We start from the raw sequence: 15,669 nt of genomic DNA, 5'->3' as shown, positions 1-15,669 counted from the left end.
ACTAACGCTCCTGATCGTAGGTACCGCCGGGGCCGAAGCCCTGGCCGTGTTGCTCATGCTGCTCGTGCGCGGTGGTGTCGTTACCCGCGCTGCGCCCCTGCTGGACACCGCGGCGGAGATTGCTCAGCCTGCCGCGTACGTCCTCCGGGGCACGGGAGATCTGGGGCCCGTCCTGGGGGGTCTGCGCTGCCTTGCCCTCGACCAGATTGGCCTTGGGCACTCGGCGAGGCAGACCGGAGGAGGTGATGCCGCCGGCTTTCGGCTCACGGAGCTGCTCGGCACGGTGCCAGCGCTCGTCGTTCGTCGATCGCCAGTCGGGCTGTTCACCCTCCTGGGGCTGCTGTGGGACGTCCTGCTGGGGCGGCTCCGGTACACCGGCCCCCGTGGCCTCCTCGACTGACTCGGGCTCCTGCCACTGCTTCGCGCGGCGCGGCAGACCGGCCCCGGTCAGCGAGTGGGAGCCGCTCGAAGCGGGGCCCGGACGGTCGAACTCTACGCGCTCGGGCTGCGCCGTGTCAGCGGGCGGCAGGGATTCCGAATCCGCTCCGTAACCCTGCCGGCCGGCGTCCTGGTACGGACCGGAGTCCTGCCAGCCGGCCTGCTGCGCCGGGGTCTCGGGGCCGCCGAAGGGCTGCTGCGCCTCCGGGTAACCGGCCTCCGCGTAACCCTGTTCCGGATAACCCGCGTCCGGATAGCCGTGCTGCTGGTGGTGGGACCGGTCGTAACCCTGGTCGTAGCCCTGCGGGTCGGCCTGCGGAACCGCGTGCTGGCCGGTGTGCTGCTGCGCGTGCTGGCCGGTGTCCTGGTCGGGCCGCTGCTCGTACGGCTGCGCCTGCTGGGGCTGCTCGTACTGCTGGCCGAAGGACTGCTGGTCGTACGACTGCTGCTGCGGGACCTCGTCCCGGAACAGCGGACGGTTGTCGGCGGCCTGCTGCTGCGCCTCCAGAGCGGCGCGCCGCTCCTCACGGAGCCGCGAACGGCCGACCGGGTCCAGCGAGGGGGCACCGGAGGGCGCCTCCTGGCCGGCCTCGTAGCGGGAGTCGTCGAAGCCGAGCTCGGCGGCGGTGCGCTGCCGGCTCACCGGGGCGGTCTGCTGCTCGGGCACCATCCGGGAGACCGTGAAGTCGTCGCCGGACAGCTCGTCCTCGCCACCGCCACCGTGCGTGATCGCGTCCGGCAGCATGACCAGCGAGGTGGTGCCGGCCTGCTCGCCCGACGGGCGGAGCTGGACGCGGATGCCGTGCCGGGTGGCCAGCCGGCCGACCACGAAGAGGCCCATGCGCTGCGCGATCGCGACGTCCACGCTCGGCGGGTTGGCCAGGCGGTGGTTGATGTCCGCGAAGTCCTCGGCGGTGAGGCCGATGCCCTTGTCGTGGATCTCGACCATGACGCGGCCGTCGGGCAGCCGGGTCGCGGTCACCCGGACCTTGGTGTGCGGGGAGGAGAACGTGGTCGCGTTCTCCAGCAGCTCGGCGAGCAGGTGCACGAGGTCGGTCACGGCCAGGCCGTGGATCTCGGCGTCCGGGACGCCGGACAGCTCGATGCGCTCGTAGGCCTCCACCTCGGAGGAGGCGGCGCGCAGCACGTCGACCAGCGGGACCGGCTGGTCCCAGCGGCGGCCCGGCTCCTCGCCGGCGAGGACCAGGAGGTTCTCGCCGTTGCGGCGCATACGGGTGGCCAGGTGATCCAGGCGGAAGAGGTTCTCCAGCTGGTCCGGGTCGGCCTCGTGCTCCTCCAGCTCCGTGATCAGGGTCAGCTGGCCCTCGATCAGGGACTGGTTGCGGCGCGAGAGGTTGGTGAAGATCGCGTTGACGTTGCCTCGCAGCAGTGCCTGCTCGGCGGCCAGCCGGACCGCTTCCCGGTGGACCTGGTCGAAGGCGCGGGCGACCTCGCCGATCTCGTCCCGGGTGGTGATCGGAATGGGCTGGATGCGGGTGTCGACACGGCCGGGGTCGGTGCGCGAGAGCTGGTCGACCAGGGCCGGCAGCCGCTGCTCGGCGACATCGAACGCCGCGCGTCGCAGGTGGCGCATGTTGCGGCTCATCGAGCGCGCCATCATCCCGGCCACGAAGAACGCGATGAGCAGGGCGACGATCATGATGGAGGAGTGCAGGATGGCGTCGCGCTGGGCGTTGGAGGAGATCAGCTCGGCCTCGTCCACGGCCTTGTCGGCGAGCTCCTTCTCGACCTCGCGGTAGGCGTCGAACTTCGCCGTCGCGGCGGTGAACCACGCGTCCGGGGTGACACCCGCCTCCGCGAGCTGCTTGGGCGTCTTGCCCGAGGAGATCGCGGCGAACATCTTGTCCTGCTCGGAGATCTTGGCCTTCGTGGCCATGATGTCGTTGAGCCGGCTGATGTCGTCCTCGCCACCGGCGGCGTCGTACTCGCCGCGGGCGATGTACTCCAGGAAGTTGTAGGAGGAGAACGCGGTGACCTGCACCTCGTGCTCCGAGCCGGTCGCGGCCTCGGCGGAGCCCGCCGAGCCGGCCGCACCGGCGGCCGGGTTGGTCTTGGACGCCGAGGCGCCGGGCTTGACCAGCAGGTGGGTGCCGATGGACCGCTGGAGCGACTCGGCGGCCTTGGCCAGCTCGATCGCGTAGACCATACGGCCGTAGGAGTTGCTGCCGGTGCCCAGGCCCAGCTCGTTGGCGAACGCCATGAGCGGACGCTGGATGGCGCCGTAGCCGTCCTCGGTCTTCACTCCGCCCAGGTCGGAGGTGTAGGCGATCTTGCGCAGCTTGGGCAGCGTCTGCTCGGCCTCGCGGAAGAGCTTGACGCGGCGGCGCAGGCTCAGGGTGTCCGGGGCCTGCTTGACGGCGTTGTCGAACTCCTCGCGGGCGGCGTCCGTCGCGCCCTGCGCCTTCTTGATCGTGGCGTTCTCGCGCTCACCCTTCAGCATCGGCTCGGCGATGATGTCGCGCTCGTCGATGACGGCGTGCGCGTAGGTGGCCGCGGCACGGACCAGCCGCGCGGTGTTCGCGGCGTCCTTCGCCTCGGTCCAGGTGTCGACGGAGCTCTTCACGTCGAGACCGCCGAAGACCAGCGCCACGAGCACCGGGATCATCAGGATCGCGTTCAGCCGGACGGGCACCCGCCAGTTGCGCGGCGAGAGCCGTCCACCGCGGCCGGCGGGCGGTGCGGGAGTTTCGGGGACGTCGGAAGGCGGCACCGCTGTGCGCGACGGCGGGGTGAAGTTGCCCCGTTCGTCCCGCGCCTGCTGTGCGGCGCCCGTCTTTCTGCGCGTCACTCGACCAACAACCTCTCGGCGTCGGCACCTGCGTTGTGTGCCGTTTTTCGGCTGAGCCGTTACTGCTCAGTTCCTGGAATTCCAGCACGTCAGCCGTGTGCATTCCAAACACTGGACATGACGGCCGGGCGAAGCGATTTGCCCGACATAAAACGGGCATTAAGAGCGAGCGGCGCCAAATGCCGGGGCAAATGTGCGCACAGTGAAGTCGGCCGAACGCACCGAGTGGTCGCGTCCGGCCGATTCTCTGTCGAAACGTTATGAAGCATGTGCCGTGCCGTGGCCAATGCCACAACCCATTTGTCATGCCTGGGTGGTGTGCGCAACGTTATTTCAGTCGGGCCATCAGAGCGTGCTCCACAAGCGTGATCAGCGCGCTCTTGGTCTCATTGCGGTGCCGGGCGTCCGTCGTGATGATCGGCGTGTCCGGTCCGATCTGGAGCGCCTCGCGCACCTCCTCCGGCCCGTAGGGCTGCTGCCCGTTGAAGCCGTTGAGGGCGATGACGAAGGGCAGGCCGCTGTTCTCGAAGTAGTCGACGGCCGGGAAGCAGTCCGCGAGTCTGCGGGTGTCCACGAGCACGACGGCGCCGATGGCGCCGCGCACCAGGTCGTCCCACATGAACCAGAAACGGTCCTGACCGGGCGTACCGAACAGATACAGGATCAGATCGTCGTCGAGAGTGATACGGCCGAAATCCATCGCCACGGTGGTCGTGGTCTTGTCCTGGACATGGCTCAGATCATCGATCCCGGCCGACGCGGACGTCATCACGGCCTCGGTACGCAGCGGGCTGATCTCCGAGACCGCGCCCACGAACGTGGTCTTGCCGACGCCGAAGCCGCCGGCCACCACGATCTTCGCGGACGTGGTGGAACGGCCCACGCCTCCGCTAGAGGTTCCGAAGTCCACTGAGCACCCTTTCGAGCAGTGTCACATCCGGCGTCCCGCCGGACTCTCCGCCGCCACCCGGCTGGTGGATGGCCACCATGCCGGCCTCCGCCAGGTCCGCGACGAGGATGCGCGCCACGCCCAGCGGCATGTTCAGCAGCGCAGAGACCTCCGCGACCGACTTGACCTCCCGGCACAGGTGGCAGATCCGCTGGTGCTCGGGGAGCAGCCCCGCCAGGTGGGCCGGGTCGGCCGTGGAGCTGACCAGCGCCTCGATGGCGAGCTGGTAGCGGGGCCGGGTGCGGCCACCCGTCATGGCGTAGGGGCGGATCAGCGGCTCTTCGCCTTCACTCCCGTACGGCGCGTGATGAGAGGCGCCGTACGGGCCGGGCGAGGCGGGCGGGGTCATGAATCCTCCGGACGGGACAGCAGGACTGGCAATAATGCCGTCGAGCGCGGGCCGGTGGGGGGTTTTCGGCCGTACGGTCGGACGGGATCAGCGGGATACATCGGTCAGTTCAGCAGGCTGCCCTGGAGCTCGGCGCGGAGATCGGGCGTCAGCACGGTGCCCGCCCGGTCGACCAGGAGGGCCATCTCGTAGCCCACGAGGCCGATGTCGCACTCGGGGTGCGCCAGCACGGCCAGCGAGGATCCGTCGGAGACGGACATGATGAAGAGGAAGCCGCGCTCCATCTCCACCACGGTCTGGTTGACGGCGCCGCCCTCGAAGATCCGGGAGGCACCGGCCGTCAGCGAGGTCAGGCCGGAGGCGACCGCCGCCAGCTGGTCGGCACGGTCCCGCGGAAAGCCTTCGGACATCGCCAGAAGAAGTCCGTCGGCGGAGACCACCACGGTGTGGGACACCCCCGGGGTGTTCGCCACGAAGTTGGTGATCAACCAGTTCAGATTCTGCGCCGCCTGGCTCATCGGACTCAACTAACGCTCCTGCTGGTAAGTGGGACCAAGGTTGTGATTACCGGTCGAGGTGTTGCCGGCCTGGCGTCCCTGCTGGATACCCCGGCGCAGGTTGGTCAGGCGACCGCGTACGTCGTCGGGCGCGCGCGAGACCTGCGGACCGACCGGGGTGGACTGCTGCTGCTCGGCGGTGCCGTCGACCAGGTTCGCACGCGGCACCCGCCGCGGCAGACCGGACGGGGTGGTACCGCCTGCCGCCGGCTCCCGGACCTGCTCGGCCCGGCGCCAGCGCTCGTCATTGGTGGTGTCGCGCCAGGTGTCCTGCGCGCCCTGCGGGGCCGGGGCGGCCTCGGGGGTCTGCGGGGCCTGGATGTTACCCAGGGGCTGGCGGGACTCCCGGCGCGGCAGCCGCTGCGGCATGCCGGCCGACTGCTCCGGAGCCGCGGCCTGGCCTTCGCCCGCCGCGCCCCGGAACCAGTGGGACTCCATCTCGTCGAAGAGCGGCGTCCGCCCGTCGCCGGCGCCGGCCGACGGCAGCTGGGCCGGAGCCTGCTCACCGTGCCGGCCGTTCGGGGCGTCGTGGCCCGAGCCGCTCTCCGGCAGCGCGAACCGGCCGGTGCCGGTGCGGGTCTGACGCGGCTCGCGCGGGGCGGCGTCGGCCGTCGGCCAGTCGTCGGCCGGGGCCTGCGGGGCCGCCGGCCGCGCGAACTGGCCGGTGTCACCCGGGCCGTCGGGGCGTGCGAACTGACCCGTGTCACCCGGGCCGTCCGGCCGGGCGAACTGACCGGTGTCGCCGCTCGGGAGGGCGAAGCGGCCGGTCGTCTCGGCGGCGTCGGGCTGCGCGAACTGACCCGTGTCGCCGGGGCCGTCCGGGCGGGCGAACTGGCCCGTGGTGCTGTTGGGCTGCGCGAACTGGCCGGTGTCGCCGGGGCCGTCGGGGCGGGTGAACTGGCCCGTGGTGCTGTTCGGCTGTCCGAACTGGCCGGTGTCGCCCGGACCGTCGGGGCGCGCGAACTGACCCGTCGAGCCGCCGGGCAGCTCGAACTGGCCGGTGCTGCCGGGGCCGTCCGGGCGGGCGTACTCGCCGGACGTGCTGCCGCGCGGCTCGGGCTCGGACGAGGCCGGGAGCGCGGGGAACTGGGCGGTGTCGCCACCGCCCCGCGGCGCCTCGGCCGGCCGGGCGAAGCCGCCGGTGGTCTCGGGGTCCTCGTGACCGCGCGGGGTGTCCTGCGCGGCGCGCGGCGCCGGGTCGGCCGCCGGCCAGTCGTCGGCCGGAGCCTTCGGGGCCGCCGGAGGCTGCTGGTTGCCCCAGCTCGCGGCCGGGCGGCCGGCCATCTCGGAGGCGGGGCCGTTGCCACGGCGCTTGGGCATCTTCGGGCGGCGGACGCCCTCGGACGGCGGCGGCACGGCGGCCGGACCGCCGGCGCCGCGCGTCGGCAGCGAGGGACGGCCGTCGGCACCCGGGGCGCCCTTGGCGTCCGCGGCACCGCGCGGCGGCGCGTCGAAGAGGCTGCCGCCGGAACCCGTGCCCGGCTCGGGCCGGGAGCCCTTGGCCGGACGCGTCGGCAGACCGGCCTCGGTCATGCCCGGGCGGCCGGGCAGCGCGGGGCGCGGACCGGAGGCGGGCGCCGCCGGACGGCGCGGCGTGGAGCCGCCGCCCATGAGACCGGGGCCGCCGGCCGGGCCGGACGGCATGGCGCCGGGCATACCGCTGGACATGCCGGCACCGGGCATACCGCCCTGCGGCGCCGAGCCGCCCATCGCGGGCGCGCCCGCCGCACCGGGCATCGGCCGCTTGCCGCCCTGGGCGACGTCGACCGGAAGCATGACGAGCGCGGTCGTACCGCCCGAGTCGGACGGGCGGAGCTGGATGCGGATGCCGTGTCGCAGGGACAGGCGGCCGACCACGAAGAGGCCCATGCGGCGCGAGACCGAGACGTCCACGGTCGGCGGGCTCGCGAGCCGTTCGTTGATCGCCGCGAGGTCCTCCGGCGAGAGGCCGATACCGGTGTCGTGGATCTCGACCAGCACCCGCCCGTCGGGCAGCGCGTGGCCGGTGACCTTGACCTTGGTCTGGGGGGAGGAGAACGAGGTCGCGTTCTCCAGCAGCTCGGCGAGGAGGTGCACGAGGTCGTTGACCACGCGGCCGGCGACCTCTGTCGGCGGCACGCCGGACAGCTCGATGCGCTCGTACTGTTCCACCTCGGACGCGGCGGCGCGGAGCACGTCGACGAGCGGCACGGGGCGGGTCCACCGGCGACCGGGCTCCTCGCCCGCGAGGACGAGGAGGTTCTCGCCGTTACGGCGCATGCGGGTCGCGAGGTGGTCGAGACGGAAGAGCGAGGAGAGCTGGTCGGGGTCGGCCTCGCGGCTCTCGAGCTCGGAGATGAGCGAGAGCTGGCGCTGGATGAGGCCCTGGCTGCGGCGCGAGAGGTTGGTGAACATCGCGTTGACGTTGCCTCGCAGCAACGCCTGCTCGGCGGCGAGGCGGACCGCCTCGCGGTGCACGTCGTCGAAGGCCGCGGCCACCTTGCCGATCTCGTCACGGCTGTGCACACCGACGGACTCGACCGTGGTGTCGACGTCCTGCGGGTCGGTCTCGGACAGCTGCTTGACGAGCTCGGGCAGGCGTTCCTGGGCGACGCGCTGGGCGGTCCGCTGGAGGCGGTGCAGCGAGCGCACCATGGAGCGGGCCACGACGAAGGCGCCGATGAGGGAGATGCCGAGGACCAGGATGATCAGGACACCGTTGAGGATCGCTTCCTGCTGCGCCTCGTCACGCAGCTCGCGGGCCTTCTGGTCCATCTGGCTGAGCAGGGTCTGCTCGATCTTCGACATCTCGTTGAGCTTGACGGTCGACTGGTCGGACCAGTCCATCCACGACGGCGCGTCGTTCTTGAGACCGTCGGACTTGGTGAAGACACGGTCGGCGAAGGTGTTCGCCGCGGTGATGTCGGAGATGCCGCCGTTGAGCGAGAGCAGCAGCTGCTTGGCGTCGCCGGAGCGGATGGCGGTGAAGCGCTTGATCGCTTCGACCTCCGCGCCCAGCGCCTCCTGGCCGTACTGGCTGTCGTTGGGGGAGAGCCGGGCGCCGCCCTTCGCGGCGAGGGCCGCGGTGATCACGGCGCGCTGGATGGACGCGTACTCCTTGGCGGCGGAGAACGTGGCCAGCGCGCGGGTGCTGGTGATCATCTCGCTGTTGCTGGTGGCCTGGGCCATGTCCTGCGAGAGCGAGAGCAGCGAGTTGATGAGGCCGTCGTAGTTGTTGACGGTCTGCGCGATGTAGTCGCGGTCCCTGTAGGCGTTCTTGCGGACGTCGTCGATCTTCCGCAGCTGGCGGGAGATGTCGACGAGCGTGGTCTGCACACCGACCATCGTGGTGTCGGTGGGCTTGACGCCCTTCGTGGCCTCGGTGAAGGCCTTGATCTCCCGGTCGGACTTCTGCCGGGTCGCCACGACACGGTCGTCCGAGGCGCCGGAGCCGGCGGCCAGCGGACCGGCCGAGCGGTCGCGCTCCTCCTGGAGGGCGCTGGCGAGCGCGGTGGCCCGACCGGTCATCTCCGTGAGGAGCTTCATGTGGTCGAGCTGGTCGATGTTGTCGAGCGAGCTGTCGATACGCAGGGCACCCAGCGTCGTCGCCGCGACGACGGGCAGTGCCAGCAGGGAGACCAGTCGCGTGGAGATGCGCCAGTTGCGCAGGGCTATTCGCGCACCCGGCCCGCCAGGACTTTTCGTCCTGCTCACCTTGGACTTGGACTTCGACCGTTCGGCGGACTCGCCGCCGGTCGGCGCGTCGGCGGACGTGCCGCGGTCGGTCGCACCGCGCGGCTCCGGCTCCGCCGCAGCGCTGCCATCCCTCTTGAAACGTCCCTGCACTAGCGTCGCAACCTCTGGACCAGGCGTCCCACCGGCTGAGCGGCGGGACGGTGTCGAGTCGTGGGGGGACCGCGGTTGCCCCCTGGCGGTCCGTGGAATTCCAGCACAGTGCCGGATCTCCCAACAAGGCCGGTGCATACCCCTGGGGAGGGGGTGACGCTCAGTGCCGGGGGTGGTCACTGGGCGTAGAGGACCGGAGCCCTTATATGGGACTTACGTGGATGAACCTCCTGGGTAAGCCGGTCGTCGGTCCGGTGTCCCAGTCCTCATGATCAGGAGCGGAATATCTGATTCAGTCCTGCGATGTCCGATTCGCGGGGCCCCGGAGGCCGACCGCTATGCGGCTTTTTTCGGCCCGCTCGTGAGCAAACTCACAAGCAACTCATGACTTCTCTCGCGGACGGCTGGGGATAGGCGCGCCTAGCCTGGTCCTTTACACAAGACGCGAGAACGACAGCGCGCACCCCGACACCGCGAGGCAGCAAGTGCAGACCACGAAGACGACGAAGACGGCGAAGATCAAGGCGAAGGCGCTCCGCAAGACCGCCAACCCGCGCCGTACGACGCTCGCGCACCTCAAGGACGCGGAGGCGCTGCGCCCCGCCGCCCGGGAGCACGCCACGGAGCTGCCCCAGGTCACCGCCAACCCGCGGCGCACCGTGCTGATGACCGCCCCCGTGGTCACCCCGCTCGACTAGCTCCGGCCCGGCCGGCTCCGCTCCGGAGCCGGCCGGTTTCACCCGCCCCGGCGGTACGAGCGGCCGTGAGCGGCGTCCGTAAGGCCGCTCGTAACGCCGTCCGCCTCCGGATCCGGCCGAAAACCGCCGCGCACGGGCCGCGCACGCCCCCCGCGATAGCCTGAGGTGTCAGACTCCGGCCGGATCAGATAGGGGCAAAAGCTTCCCGTGCGCATCGCCAGGTTCTCCATCGACGGCAACGTCGCCTTCGGCGTCGTGGAAGGGGACGCTTCCACAGAAGGCGGCCCCCTCCTCGACATCATCAAGGGTCACCCCTTCGCCGAATTCGAGCGCTCGGGGCAGAAGATCCCTCTGAGCAAGGTGCGGCTGCTGCCGCCCGTCCTGCCCAACAAGGTCGTCGCCATCGGCCGCAACTACGCCGAGCACGCCGCGGAGCTGGGCAACGAGGTCCCCGCGGCCCCCGTCACCTTCTTCAAGCCGTCCACCGCGGTCATCGGCCCCGGCGACCCCATCGCGTACCCCTCCTTCTCCGAAGAGGTGCACCACGAGGCCGAGCTGGCCGTGGTCATCGGACGGATGTGCCGTGAGGTCCCCCGCGAGCGGGTGAAGGACGTCATCCTCGGCTACACCTGCGCCAACGACATCACCGCGCGTGACGTCCAGCGCAGCGAGCAGCAGTGGGCCCGCGCCAAGGGCTTCGACAGCTCCTGCCCCCTCGGCCCCTGGGTGGAGACCGAGCTCGACCCGAGCGACCTCGGGATCATGTGCACGGTCAACGGCGAACAGCGCCAGCTGGGCCGCACCAGCGACATGGTGCGCTCCATCGAGGACCTGATCGTCCACATCACCGAGGCGATGACGCTGCTCCCCGGCGACGTCGTCCTCACCGGCACCCCGGCCGGCGTCGGACCCCTGAACGTCGGCGACGAGGTCGCCGTCACCATCGAAGGCATCGGCACTCTCACCAATAAGGTGATCAAGCGTGGCTAACGCGAACTCCCCCAAGCTCTCGACTTCGCTCGAGCAGGGGGTACCCCCCGCGTACGGTTCTGTCCCTCGCCGACCGGCAACCCTCATGTGGGTCTGGTCCGCACCGCCCTGTTCAACTGGGCGTTCGCCCGCCACCACGGCGGCACCCTGGTCTTCCGCATCGAGGACACCGACGCGGCCCGCGACTCCGAGGAGTCGTACGAGCAGCTGCTGGACTCCATGCGCTGGCTGGGCTTCGACTGGGACGAGGGCCCCGAGATCGGCGGCCCGCACGCCCCGTACCGCCAGTCGCAGCGCATGGACATCTACCGCGATGTCGCGCGGAAGCTGCTGGACGCCGGCCACGCCTACCACTGCTACTGCACCGCCGCGGAGCTCGAGGAGCGCCGTGACGCCGCCCGCGCCGCCGGCAAGCCGTCCGGCTACGACGGCAAGTGCCGGGTCGTGACGCCCGAGCAGAAGGCGGCCTACGAGGCCGAGGGCCGCCCCTCGATCGTCCGCTTCCGGATGCCCGACGAGACGATCACCTTCACGGACCTGGTCCGCGGTGAGCTGACCTTCACCCCGGAGAACGTTCCGGACTACGGCATCGTCCGGGCCAACGGCGCGCCCCTCTACACGCTCGTCAACCCCGTCGACGACGCCCTGATGGAGATCACGCACGTGCTGCGCGGCGAGGACCTGCTGTCCTCCACACCGCGCCAGATCGCGCTCTACAAGGCACTGACCGAGCTGGGCATCGCCAAGGAGACCCCGGCCTTCGGCCACCTCCCGTACGTCATGGGCGAGGGCAACAAGAAGCTCTCCAAGCGTGACCCGCAGGCGTCGCTGAACCTCTACCGCGAGCGCGGCTTCCTCCCGGAGGGCCTGCTCAACTACCTCTCCCTGCTCGGCTGGTCCTTCTCCGCCGACCAGGACGTCTTCACCATCCCCGAGATGGTCGCGAAGTTCGACCTCGCGGACGTGAACGCCAACCCGGCCCGCTTCGACCTGAAGAAGGCCGAGTCGATCAACGCCGACCACATCCGCCTGCTGGACGCGAAGGCCTTCGCCGAGGCCTGCGCGCCCTGGCTCAAGGCCCCGCACGCCAACTGGGCGCCCGAGGCCTTCGACCAGGCCGCCTGGGAGGCGATCGCCCCGTACGCCCAGACCCGTGTCACGGTCCTCTCCGACATCACCGCCAACGTCGACTTCCTCTTCCTCGACGAGCCGGTGGAGGACGAGGCGTCCTGGGCGAAGGCGATGAAGGAGGGCTCGGACGCGCTGCTGCGCACCGCGCGGGCCAAGCTGGCGGCCGCCGACTGGAACGCCGACGCCGTCAAGGCGGCCGTCGTCGAGGCGGGCGAGGAGCACGGCCTGAAGCTGGGCAAGGCCCAGGCCCCGGTCCGGGTGGCCGTCACCGGCCGTACGGTCGGTCTGCCGCTGTTCGAGTCCCTGGAGATCCTGGGGCGCGAGCGCACCCTGGCGCGCGTGGACGCCGCCCTGGCGAAGCTCACGGCCTGACGCCCGGCCCTTGACGCCCCCGTGGGCCCGGCAGCCTCTCCAGGCCGCCGGGCCCCACGCGTATCCGCGGCCCTGCGCCGAGCCGCGCGGCGCGGGCCGTACGGCGGACGCTCAGCGGCTGTTCAGGGGCCGTCCCGGGCCGTTCGAACGGCCACCGGAGGTGCCCGGGCGGCGGTGGCGGGTTATCGGTTTTGGAGCCCCGACCACCTTCGGGTAATGTTCTTCCTGCGCCGCCCGAGAGGGCCGAGAGGCCGGAACGGACGGAGCAAGCCCGAGCAAGACCCCTTCAAAAGGGTCGAGTTCTGGTGGGGTATGGTGTAATTGGCAGCACGAGGGTTTCTGGTTCCCTTAGTCTAGGTTCGAGTCCTGGTACCCCAGCAAAAGAAATTCACTCGGATTTCTTTTGATAAAGTAGGAAACGCAGTAACAAGCAGTAAAGCGCAGTGCGAGCCCCCGTTGTGTAGCGGCCTAGCACGCCGCCCTCTCAAGGCGGTAGCGCCGGTTCGAATCCGGTCGGGGGTACAGATCCTGAATCCGTCACCATCCAGGTAGTCACTGGAGGCGACGACGAATGGATCGCTAGGGCCCCCGTTGTGTAGCGGCCTAGCACGCCGCCCTCTCAAGGCGGTAGCGCCGGTTCGAATCCGGTCGGGGGTACTGGTAATCACCATGGGATATGGTGTAATTGGCAGCACGAGGGTTTCTGGTTCCCTTAGTCTAGGTTCGAGTCCTGGTATCCCAGCGCAGAGAGCAATAGCTCTGCAAGCAAGCTAGCCCCCGTTGTGTAGCGGCCTAGCACGCCGCCCTCTCAAGGCGGTAGCGCCGGTTCGAATCCGGTCGGGGGTACAAGCGAAGAAATGCCTTCCGCAACAGCGGGGGGCATTTTTTCATGCGGCCTTCCGCCCGCCCGTGCCTGCCCCGATAATCCACGCATGGTCCCTCCTCACGGCGTGCACCGCCGGGTCCACGTCGGTGATCTCCGGCCCGGCGACCACGCGTGCCTGCTGTTCGCGTCGGACGAGGAGCGGACCTCGATCCTGCGCGGCTTCGTCCTCGGGGGCCTCGACGCCGAACACAAGATCCTTTATCTCGCGGGCGCGGACGGGCCACCGGGGCCCCAGGCACTCCTGGAGCAGTGCCGGCTCGCCGGACTCCCCGGCGGCCTGGCCGGCCAGCTGGAGGTCCTCGGGCCCGCCGAGCTCGGCTCGGGGCAGGGCGAGTTGGACCCCGCCGCGTTACTCGGCCGGCTGCGGGACGCCGCCGACCGCTCCCGGAGCGAGGGCTACCGCGCCCTGCGGGTGACCGGCGATCTGTGCGCCGTCCTGCGCGACGGGTCCGACCTCTCCCGGCTGCTGCGCTACGAGACCCTGCTGGCCACCGAGTTCAGCTCGGGCCGGACGCTCGCGGTGTGCCAGTACGACATCCGCCGCTGCGACCCCACCGCCCTGGACGCCTTCACCTCGGCCCACCTCAGGAGTGTGGAAGTGGACCCGCTCGTCCGCACGGCCGAACTGACCGTCGTCCGCACCTGGAGCCCGCCGGGCCTGCGCATCGAGGGCGTGGTCGACGCCGACTCCCACCGCCGCGTCCGGGACGCCCTGCGCTCCGTCGCCTCCGTCCGCGGTGACCTCCGCCTGGAGATGTCCCGGGTGGAGTTCCTGGACCTCGCGGGCCTGCGGCTGCTGATGACCTTCGCCCGGGCCCGCGCCGCCCGCCACTGCACCGTCGAGCTGACCGGGCTGCCGCCCCACCTCCTGCACGTCATCACCCTCATCGGCTGGGACCGCACCCCGGGCCTCCGGCTGGGGGCCGCGCATGCCTGCTGACCACGCCGACGGGCCCGCGCCCGCACCAGGACGCGCCCGGGGCTTCGTCCACCACGCCTGTCTCTACGGCAGCGACGAGGACTTCCTCGCGATGGCGCTGCCGTTCGTCCGGGCCGGGCTGGCGGCGGAGGAGCCCGTCCTGGCCGCGACCACACCCGCCAACATCGACCTGCTCCGGCGGGCCCTGGGGGAGCGCGCGTACGCCCTCGACACCGCCGAGACCGCCTACTTCGGCCGCCGTCCCGTCGAGCGGGTCTCCGCCTTCCTGCGCTACCACGACCGGCGCGCCCGGCCGGGCCGCCGGATGCGGATGATCGCCGAGCCGGTGTGGGGCGGCCGGTCCGACCGCCAGATCGCCGAGTGGCAGCGGATGGAGTCCGGGCTCAACGTCCTGCTGGCCGCGCTGCCGGTGTGGATGATCTGCCCGTACGACACCCGCGTCGTGTCCCCGGCCGTGGCCGAGGCCGCCTGCGCGACCCACCCGGCGTGTCTAAAGGGCGAACGGCTGACGCCTTGCGCGTCCTACACGGACCCCGGGGTCTACGCCGAGGCCGTCCGCCCCGCGCCGGTCGCCGCGCCGCCCACGGCCGCCGTGGCCGGCCCGGCCGACCGGGTCGCGGACGTGCGCCGGTTCGCCCGGGAGCGGGCCGCCGCCGCGGGCCTGGCCGGCGAGCGCCTGGCCCTGGCCGAGCTGGCCGTCTGCGAGGCCGCGAACCACCTGCTGGGCGCCGGGGGCGCGCGCCTGGCCCTGCGGGCCTGGGAGGAGCCGGGGGCCGTGCTCTACGAGCTGACGCGCCCGGAGCCGTCGGGCGCCCCCGTGCCGCCCTTCGCCGGCTTCCGGCCGCCCGGCGACGCCCCGGGCGCCGAGGACGGCCTCTGGCTCGCCCGCAGCCTCAGCGAGTGGCTGGACGTGCGGACGGCGGGCCCGGCCACGCTGATCACGCTGCGCGTCGCGGGCCCGCGGGACGCCGAGTGGCTGTGAGCCCCCGGAGCCGGTGAGCGCCGGGATTTCCGCGCGGGGCCGGGCCGCTCTCCACGGCTTCCACGGGCGGCGCCCGTACGCAGTCCGTCAGAGGAAGCGGCGGGCGGACTCCTCCGCGTGGGCCAGCCGGCGCAGGCTCAGCAGCACCGGCTCGTAGAGCACGGTCAGCACGACGGCCGCCTCGATCTGCTCCGTCCGGGTCCGCTCCCGCTCCACGAGGTCGAGGTCGCTGACGGCCAGCCGCTCCGCCAGCAGCCCGTAGGGCAGCAGCTGCTCCACGTCGGCGGGGTAACCGAGGCGGACGAGCGCGGCGACGGCGGCGATCAGCGTGCGGTGGGCGGGGGAGGGCTCCTCCAGACCGGACTCGAACGGCCAGTCGAGCCGCCGCAGCAGCTCCGCCACCGAACGGCGGGCGGTCTCCGTGGCCGGATCGTCCTCGGCGAGGTCGGGGCCGAGCGGCAGGGCCAGCGTCGCCGCGCCGAGGCGCTCGTGGTGGTCCAGCGCCTCGTCCTCGGCGGCGGAGATCACCTCGCGGGCGGTGGCCACCGGCACCTTGCCGATCTGGATCAGCGCCCGCGCCAGCCGCAGCCGCCGCAGATGGTCCTCGCCGTACTCGGACTGGGTGGCGGAGATCCTGCGGCCGGGCTGGAGGAGGCCTTCCCGCAGGTAGTACTTGATCGTCGCGGTGGACACCCCGCTGCGTTCGCTCAGCTCCGCCAGTCGCATCCTCTTGCATCCCCTTG

Annotated in this window: 11 protein-coding genes and 5 tRNA genes; 10 read left to right on the top strand and 6 right to left on the bottom strand. The window is 71.4% G+C overall.

Annotation, left to right across the window (positions count from 1 at the left end; all coding sequences use genetic code 11):
* Window position 1: 1 nt before the first annotated feature.
* The 5 genes from SMD11_RS09895 to SMD11_RS09875 form a co-directional block, all read right to left on the bottom strand.
* Complete coding sequence (locus SMD11_RS09895) at window positions 2-3,247, bottom strand: nitrate- and nitrite sensing domain-containing protein (RefSeq protein ID WP_087926100.1); 3,246 nt, start codon at window positions 3,245-3,247, stop codon at window positions 2-4.
* 328 nt (window positions 3,248-3,575) lie between these two features.
* On the bottom strand, window positions 3,576-4,157 hold the full coding sequence (locus tag SMD11_RS09890; RefSeq protein WP_087926099.1) for a GTP-binding protein: 582 nt from the start codon (window positions 4,155-4,157) through the stop codon (window positions 3,576-3,578).
* Window positions 4,138-4,545 (bottom strand): DUF742 domain-containing protein, encoded by a 408-nt coding sequence (locus tag SMD11_RS09885; protein WP_087926098.1) that lies wholly within the window; start codon window positions 4,543-4,545, stop codon window positions 4,138-4,140. Before SMD11_RS09885 ends, SMD11_RS09890 begins: the two co-directional genes overlap by 20 nt.
* A 104-nt stretch (window positions 4,546-4,649) precedes the next feature.
* A complete protein-coding gene (locus SMD11_RS09880) occupies window positions 4,650-5,063 on the bottom strand; it encodes a roadblock/LC7 domain-containing protein (protein WP_170116805.1) in 414 nt (137 codons plus the stop codon).
* 9 nt (window positions 5,064-5,072) lie between these two features.
* Window positions 5,073-8,927 carry a nitrate- and nitrite sensing domain-containing protein gene (locus tag SMD11_RS09875; protein ID WP_199843837.1) on the bottom strand — a complete coding sequence of 1,285 codons (3,855 nt, stop codon included), beginning with the start codon at window positions 8,925-8,927 and terminating at the stop codon, window positions 5,073-5,075.
* Between the two features lie 485 nt (window positions 8,928-9,412).
* On the opposite strand from SMD11_RS09875, the gene SMD11_RS09870 reads away from it, so the two are divergent.
* The 10 genes from SMD11_RS09870 (at window position 9,413) to SMD11_RS09825 (ending at window position 14,926) form a co-directional block, all read left to right on the top strand.
* Window positions 9,413-9,625, top strand: a complete 213-nt coding sequence (locus SMD11_RS09870) for a hypothetical protein (protein ID WP_418952428.1) — start codon at window positions 9,413-9,415, stop codon at window positions 9,623-9,625.
* A gap of 207 nt (window positions 9,626-9,832) precedes the next feature.
* Window positions 9,833-10,615, top strand: a complete 783-nt coding sequence (locus SMD11_RS09865) for a fumarylacetoacetate hydrolase family protein (protein ID WP_087926095.1) — start codon at window positions 9,833-9,835, stop codon at window positions 10,613-10,615.
* An 87-nt stretch (window positions 10,616-10,702) separates the two neighbouring features.
* On the top strand, window positions 10,703-12,118 hold the full coding sequence (gltX, locus tag SMD11_RS09860; RefSeq protein WP_087926094.1) for a glutamate--tRNA ligase: 1,416 nt from the start codon (window positions 10,703-10,705) through the stop codon (window positions 12,116-12,118).
* A 306-nt stretch (window positions 12,119-12,424) separates the two neighbouring features.
* Window positions 12,425-12,496 (top strand) — tRNA-Gln (locus tag SMD11_RS09855).
* A 71-nt stretch (window positions 12,497-12,567) separates the two neighbouring features.
* A tRNA-Glu gene (locus SMD11_RS09850) sits at window positions 12,568-12,640 on the top strand.
* Window positions 12,641-12,702: 62 nt separating this feature from the next.
* A tRNA-Glu gene (locus SMD11_RS09845) sits at window positions 12,703-12,775 on the top strand.
* Window positions 12,776-12,788: 13 nt separating this feature from the next.
* Window positions 12,789-12,860: transfer RNA gene (locus SMD11_RS09840), tRNA-Gln, on the top strand.
* 31 nt (window positions 12,861-12,891) lie between these two features.
* Window positions 12,892-12,964, top strand: a tRNA-Glu gene (locus tag SMD11_RS09835).
* An 86-nt stretch (window positions 12,965-13,050) separates the two neighbouring features.
* The gene (locus SMD11_RS09830) at window positions 13,051-13,944 is read left to right on the top strand and encodes an MEDS domain-containing protein (protein WP_159395275.1); all 894 of its coding nucleotides are present in this window, start codon (window positions 13,051-13,053) and stop codon (window positions 13,942-13,944) included.
* Window positions 13,934-14,926: an MEDS domain-containing protein gene (locus SMD11_RS09825; RefSeq protein WP_087926092.1), complete on the top strand. Its 993-nt coding sequence runs from the start codon at window positions 13,934-13,936 to the stop codon at window positions 14,924-14,926. The genes SMD11_RS09830 and SMD11_RS09825 overlap by 11 nt, the downstream gene beginning before the upstream one ends.
* A gap of 87 nt (window positions 14,927-15,013) precedes the next feature.
* On the opposite strand, the gene SMD11_RS09820 is transcribed toward SMD11_RS09825, so the two are convergent.
* Window positions 15,014-15,652 (bottom strand): MerR family transcriptional regulator, encoded by a 639-nt coding sequence (locus SMD11_RS09820; RefSeq protein WP_087926091.1) that lies wholly within the window; start codon window positions 15,650-15,652, stop codon window positions 15,014-15,016.
* Between the last annotated feature and the right edge of the window lie 17 nt (window positions 15,653-15,669).

Source organism: Streptomyces albireticuli (assembly GCF_002192455.1).
Taxonomy (GTDB): Bacteria; Actinomycetota; Actinomycetes; order Streptomycetales; family Streptomycetaceae; genus Streptomyces; species Streptomyces albireticuli_B.
The sequence above is the reverse complement of the archived record's forward strand: the minus strand, read 5'-3'. Positions and strand labels throughout refer to the sequence as shown.

What these genes read in the sequence shown, in the direction of transcription:
- SMD11_RS09885 (WP_087926098.1), bottom strand. Translation starts at nt 4,545, where the DNA reads ATGACCCCGCCCGCCTCGCCCGGCCCGTACGGCGCCTCTCATCACGCG.
- SMD11_RS09880 (WP_170116805.1), bottom strand. Translation starts at nt 5,063, where the DNA reads ATGAGCCAGGCGGCGCAGAATCTGAACTGGTTGATCACCAACTTCGTG.
- SMD11_RS09830 (WP_159395275.1), top strand. Translation starts at nt 13,051, where the DNA reads ATGGTCCCTCCTCACGGCGTGCACCGCCGGGTCCACGTCGGTGATCTC.
- SMD11_RS09825 (WP_087926092.1), top strand. Translation starts at nt 13,934, where the DNA reads ATGCCTGCTGACCACGCCGACGGGCCCGCGCCCGCACCAGGACGCGCC.
- SMD11_RS09820 (WP_087926091.1), bottom strand. Translation starts at nt 15,652, where the DNA reads ATGCGACTGGCGGAGCTGAGCGAACGCAGCGGGGTGTCCACCGCGACG.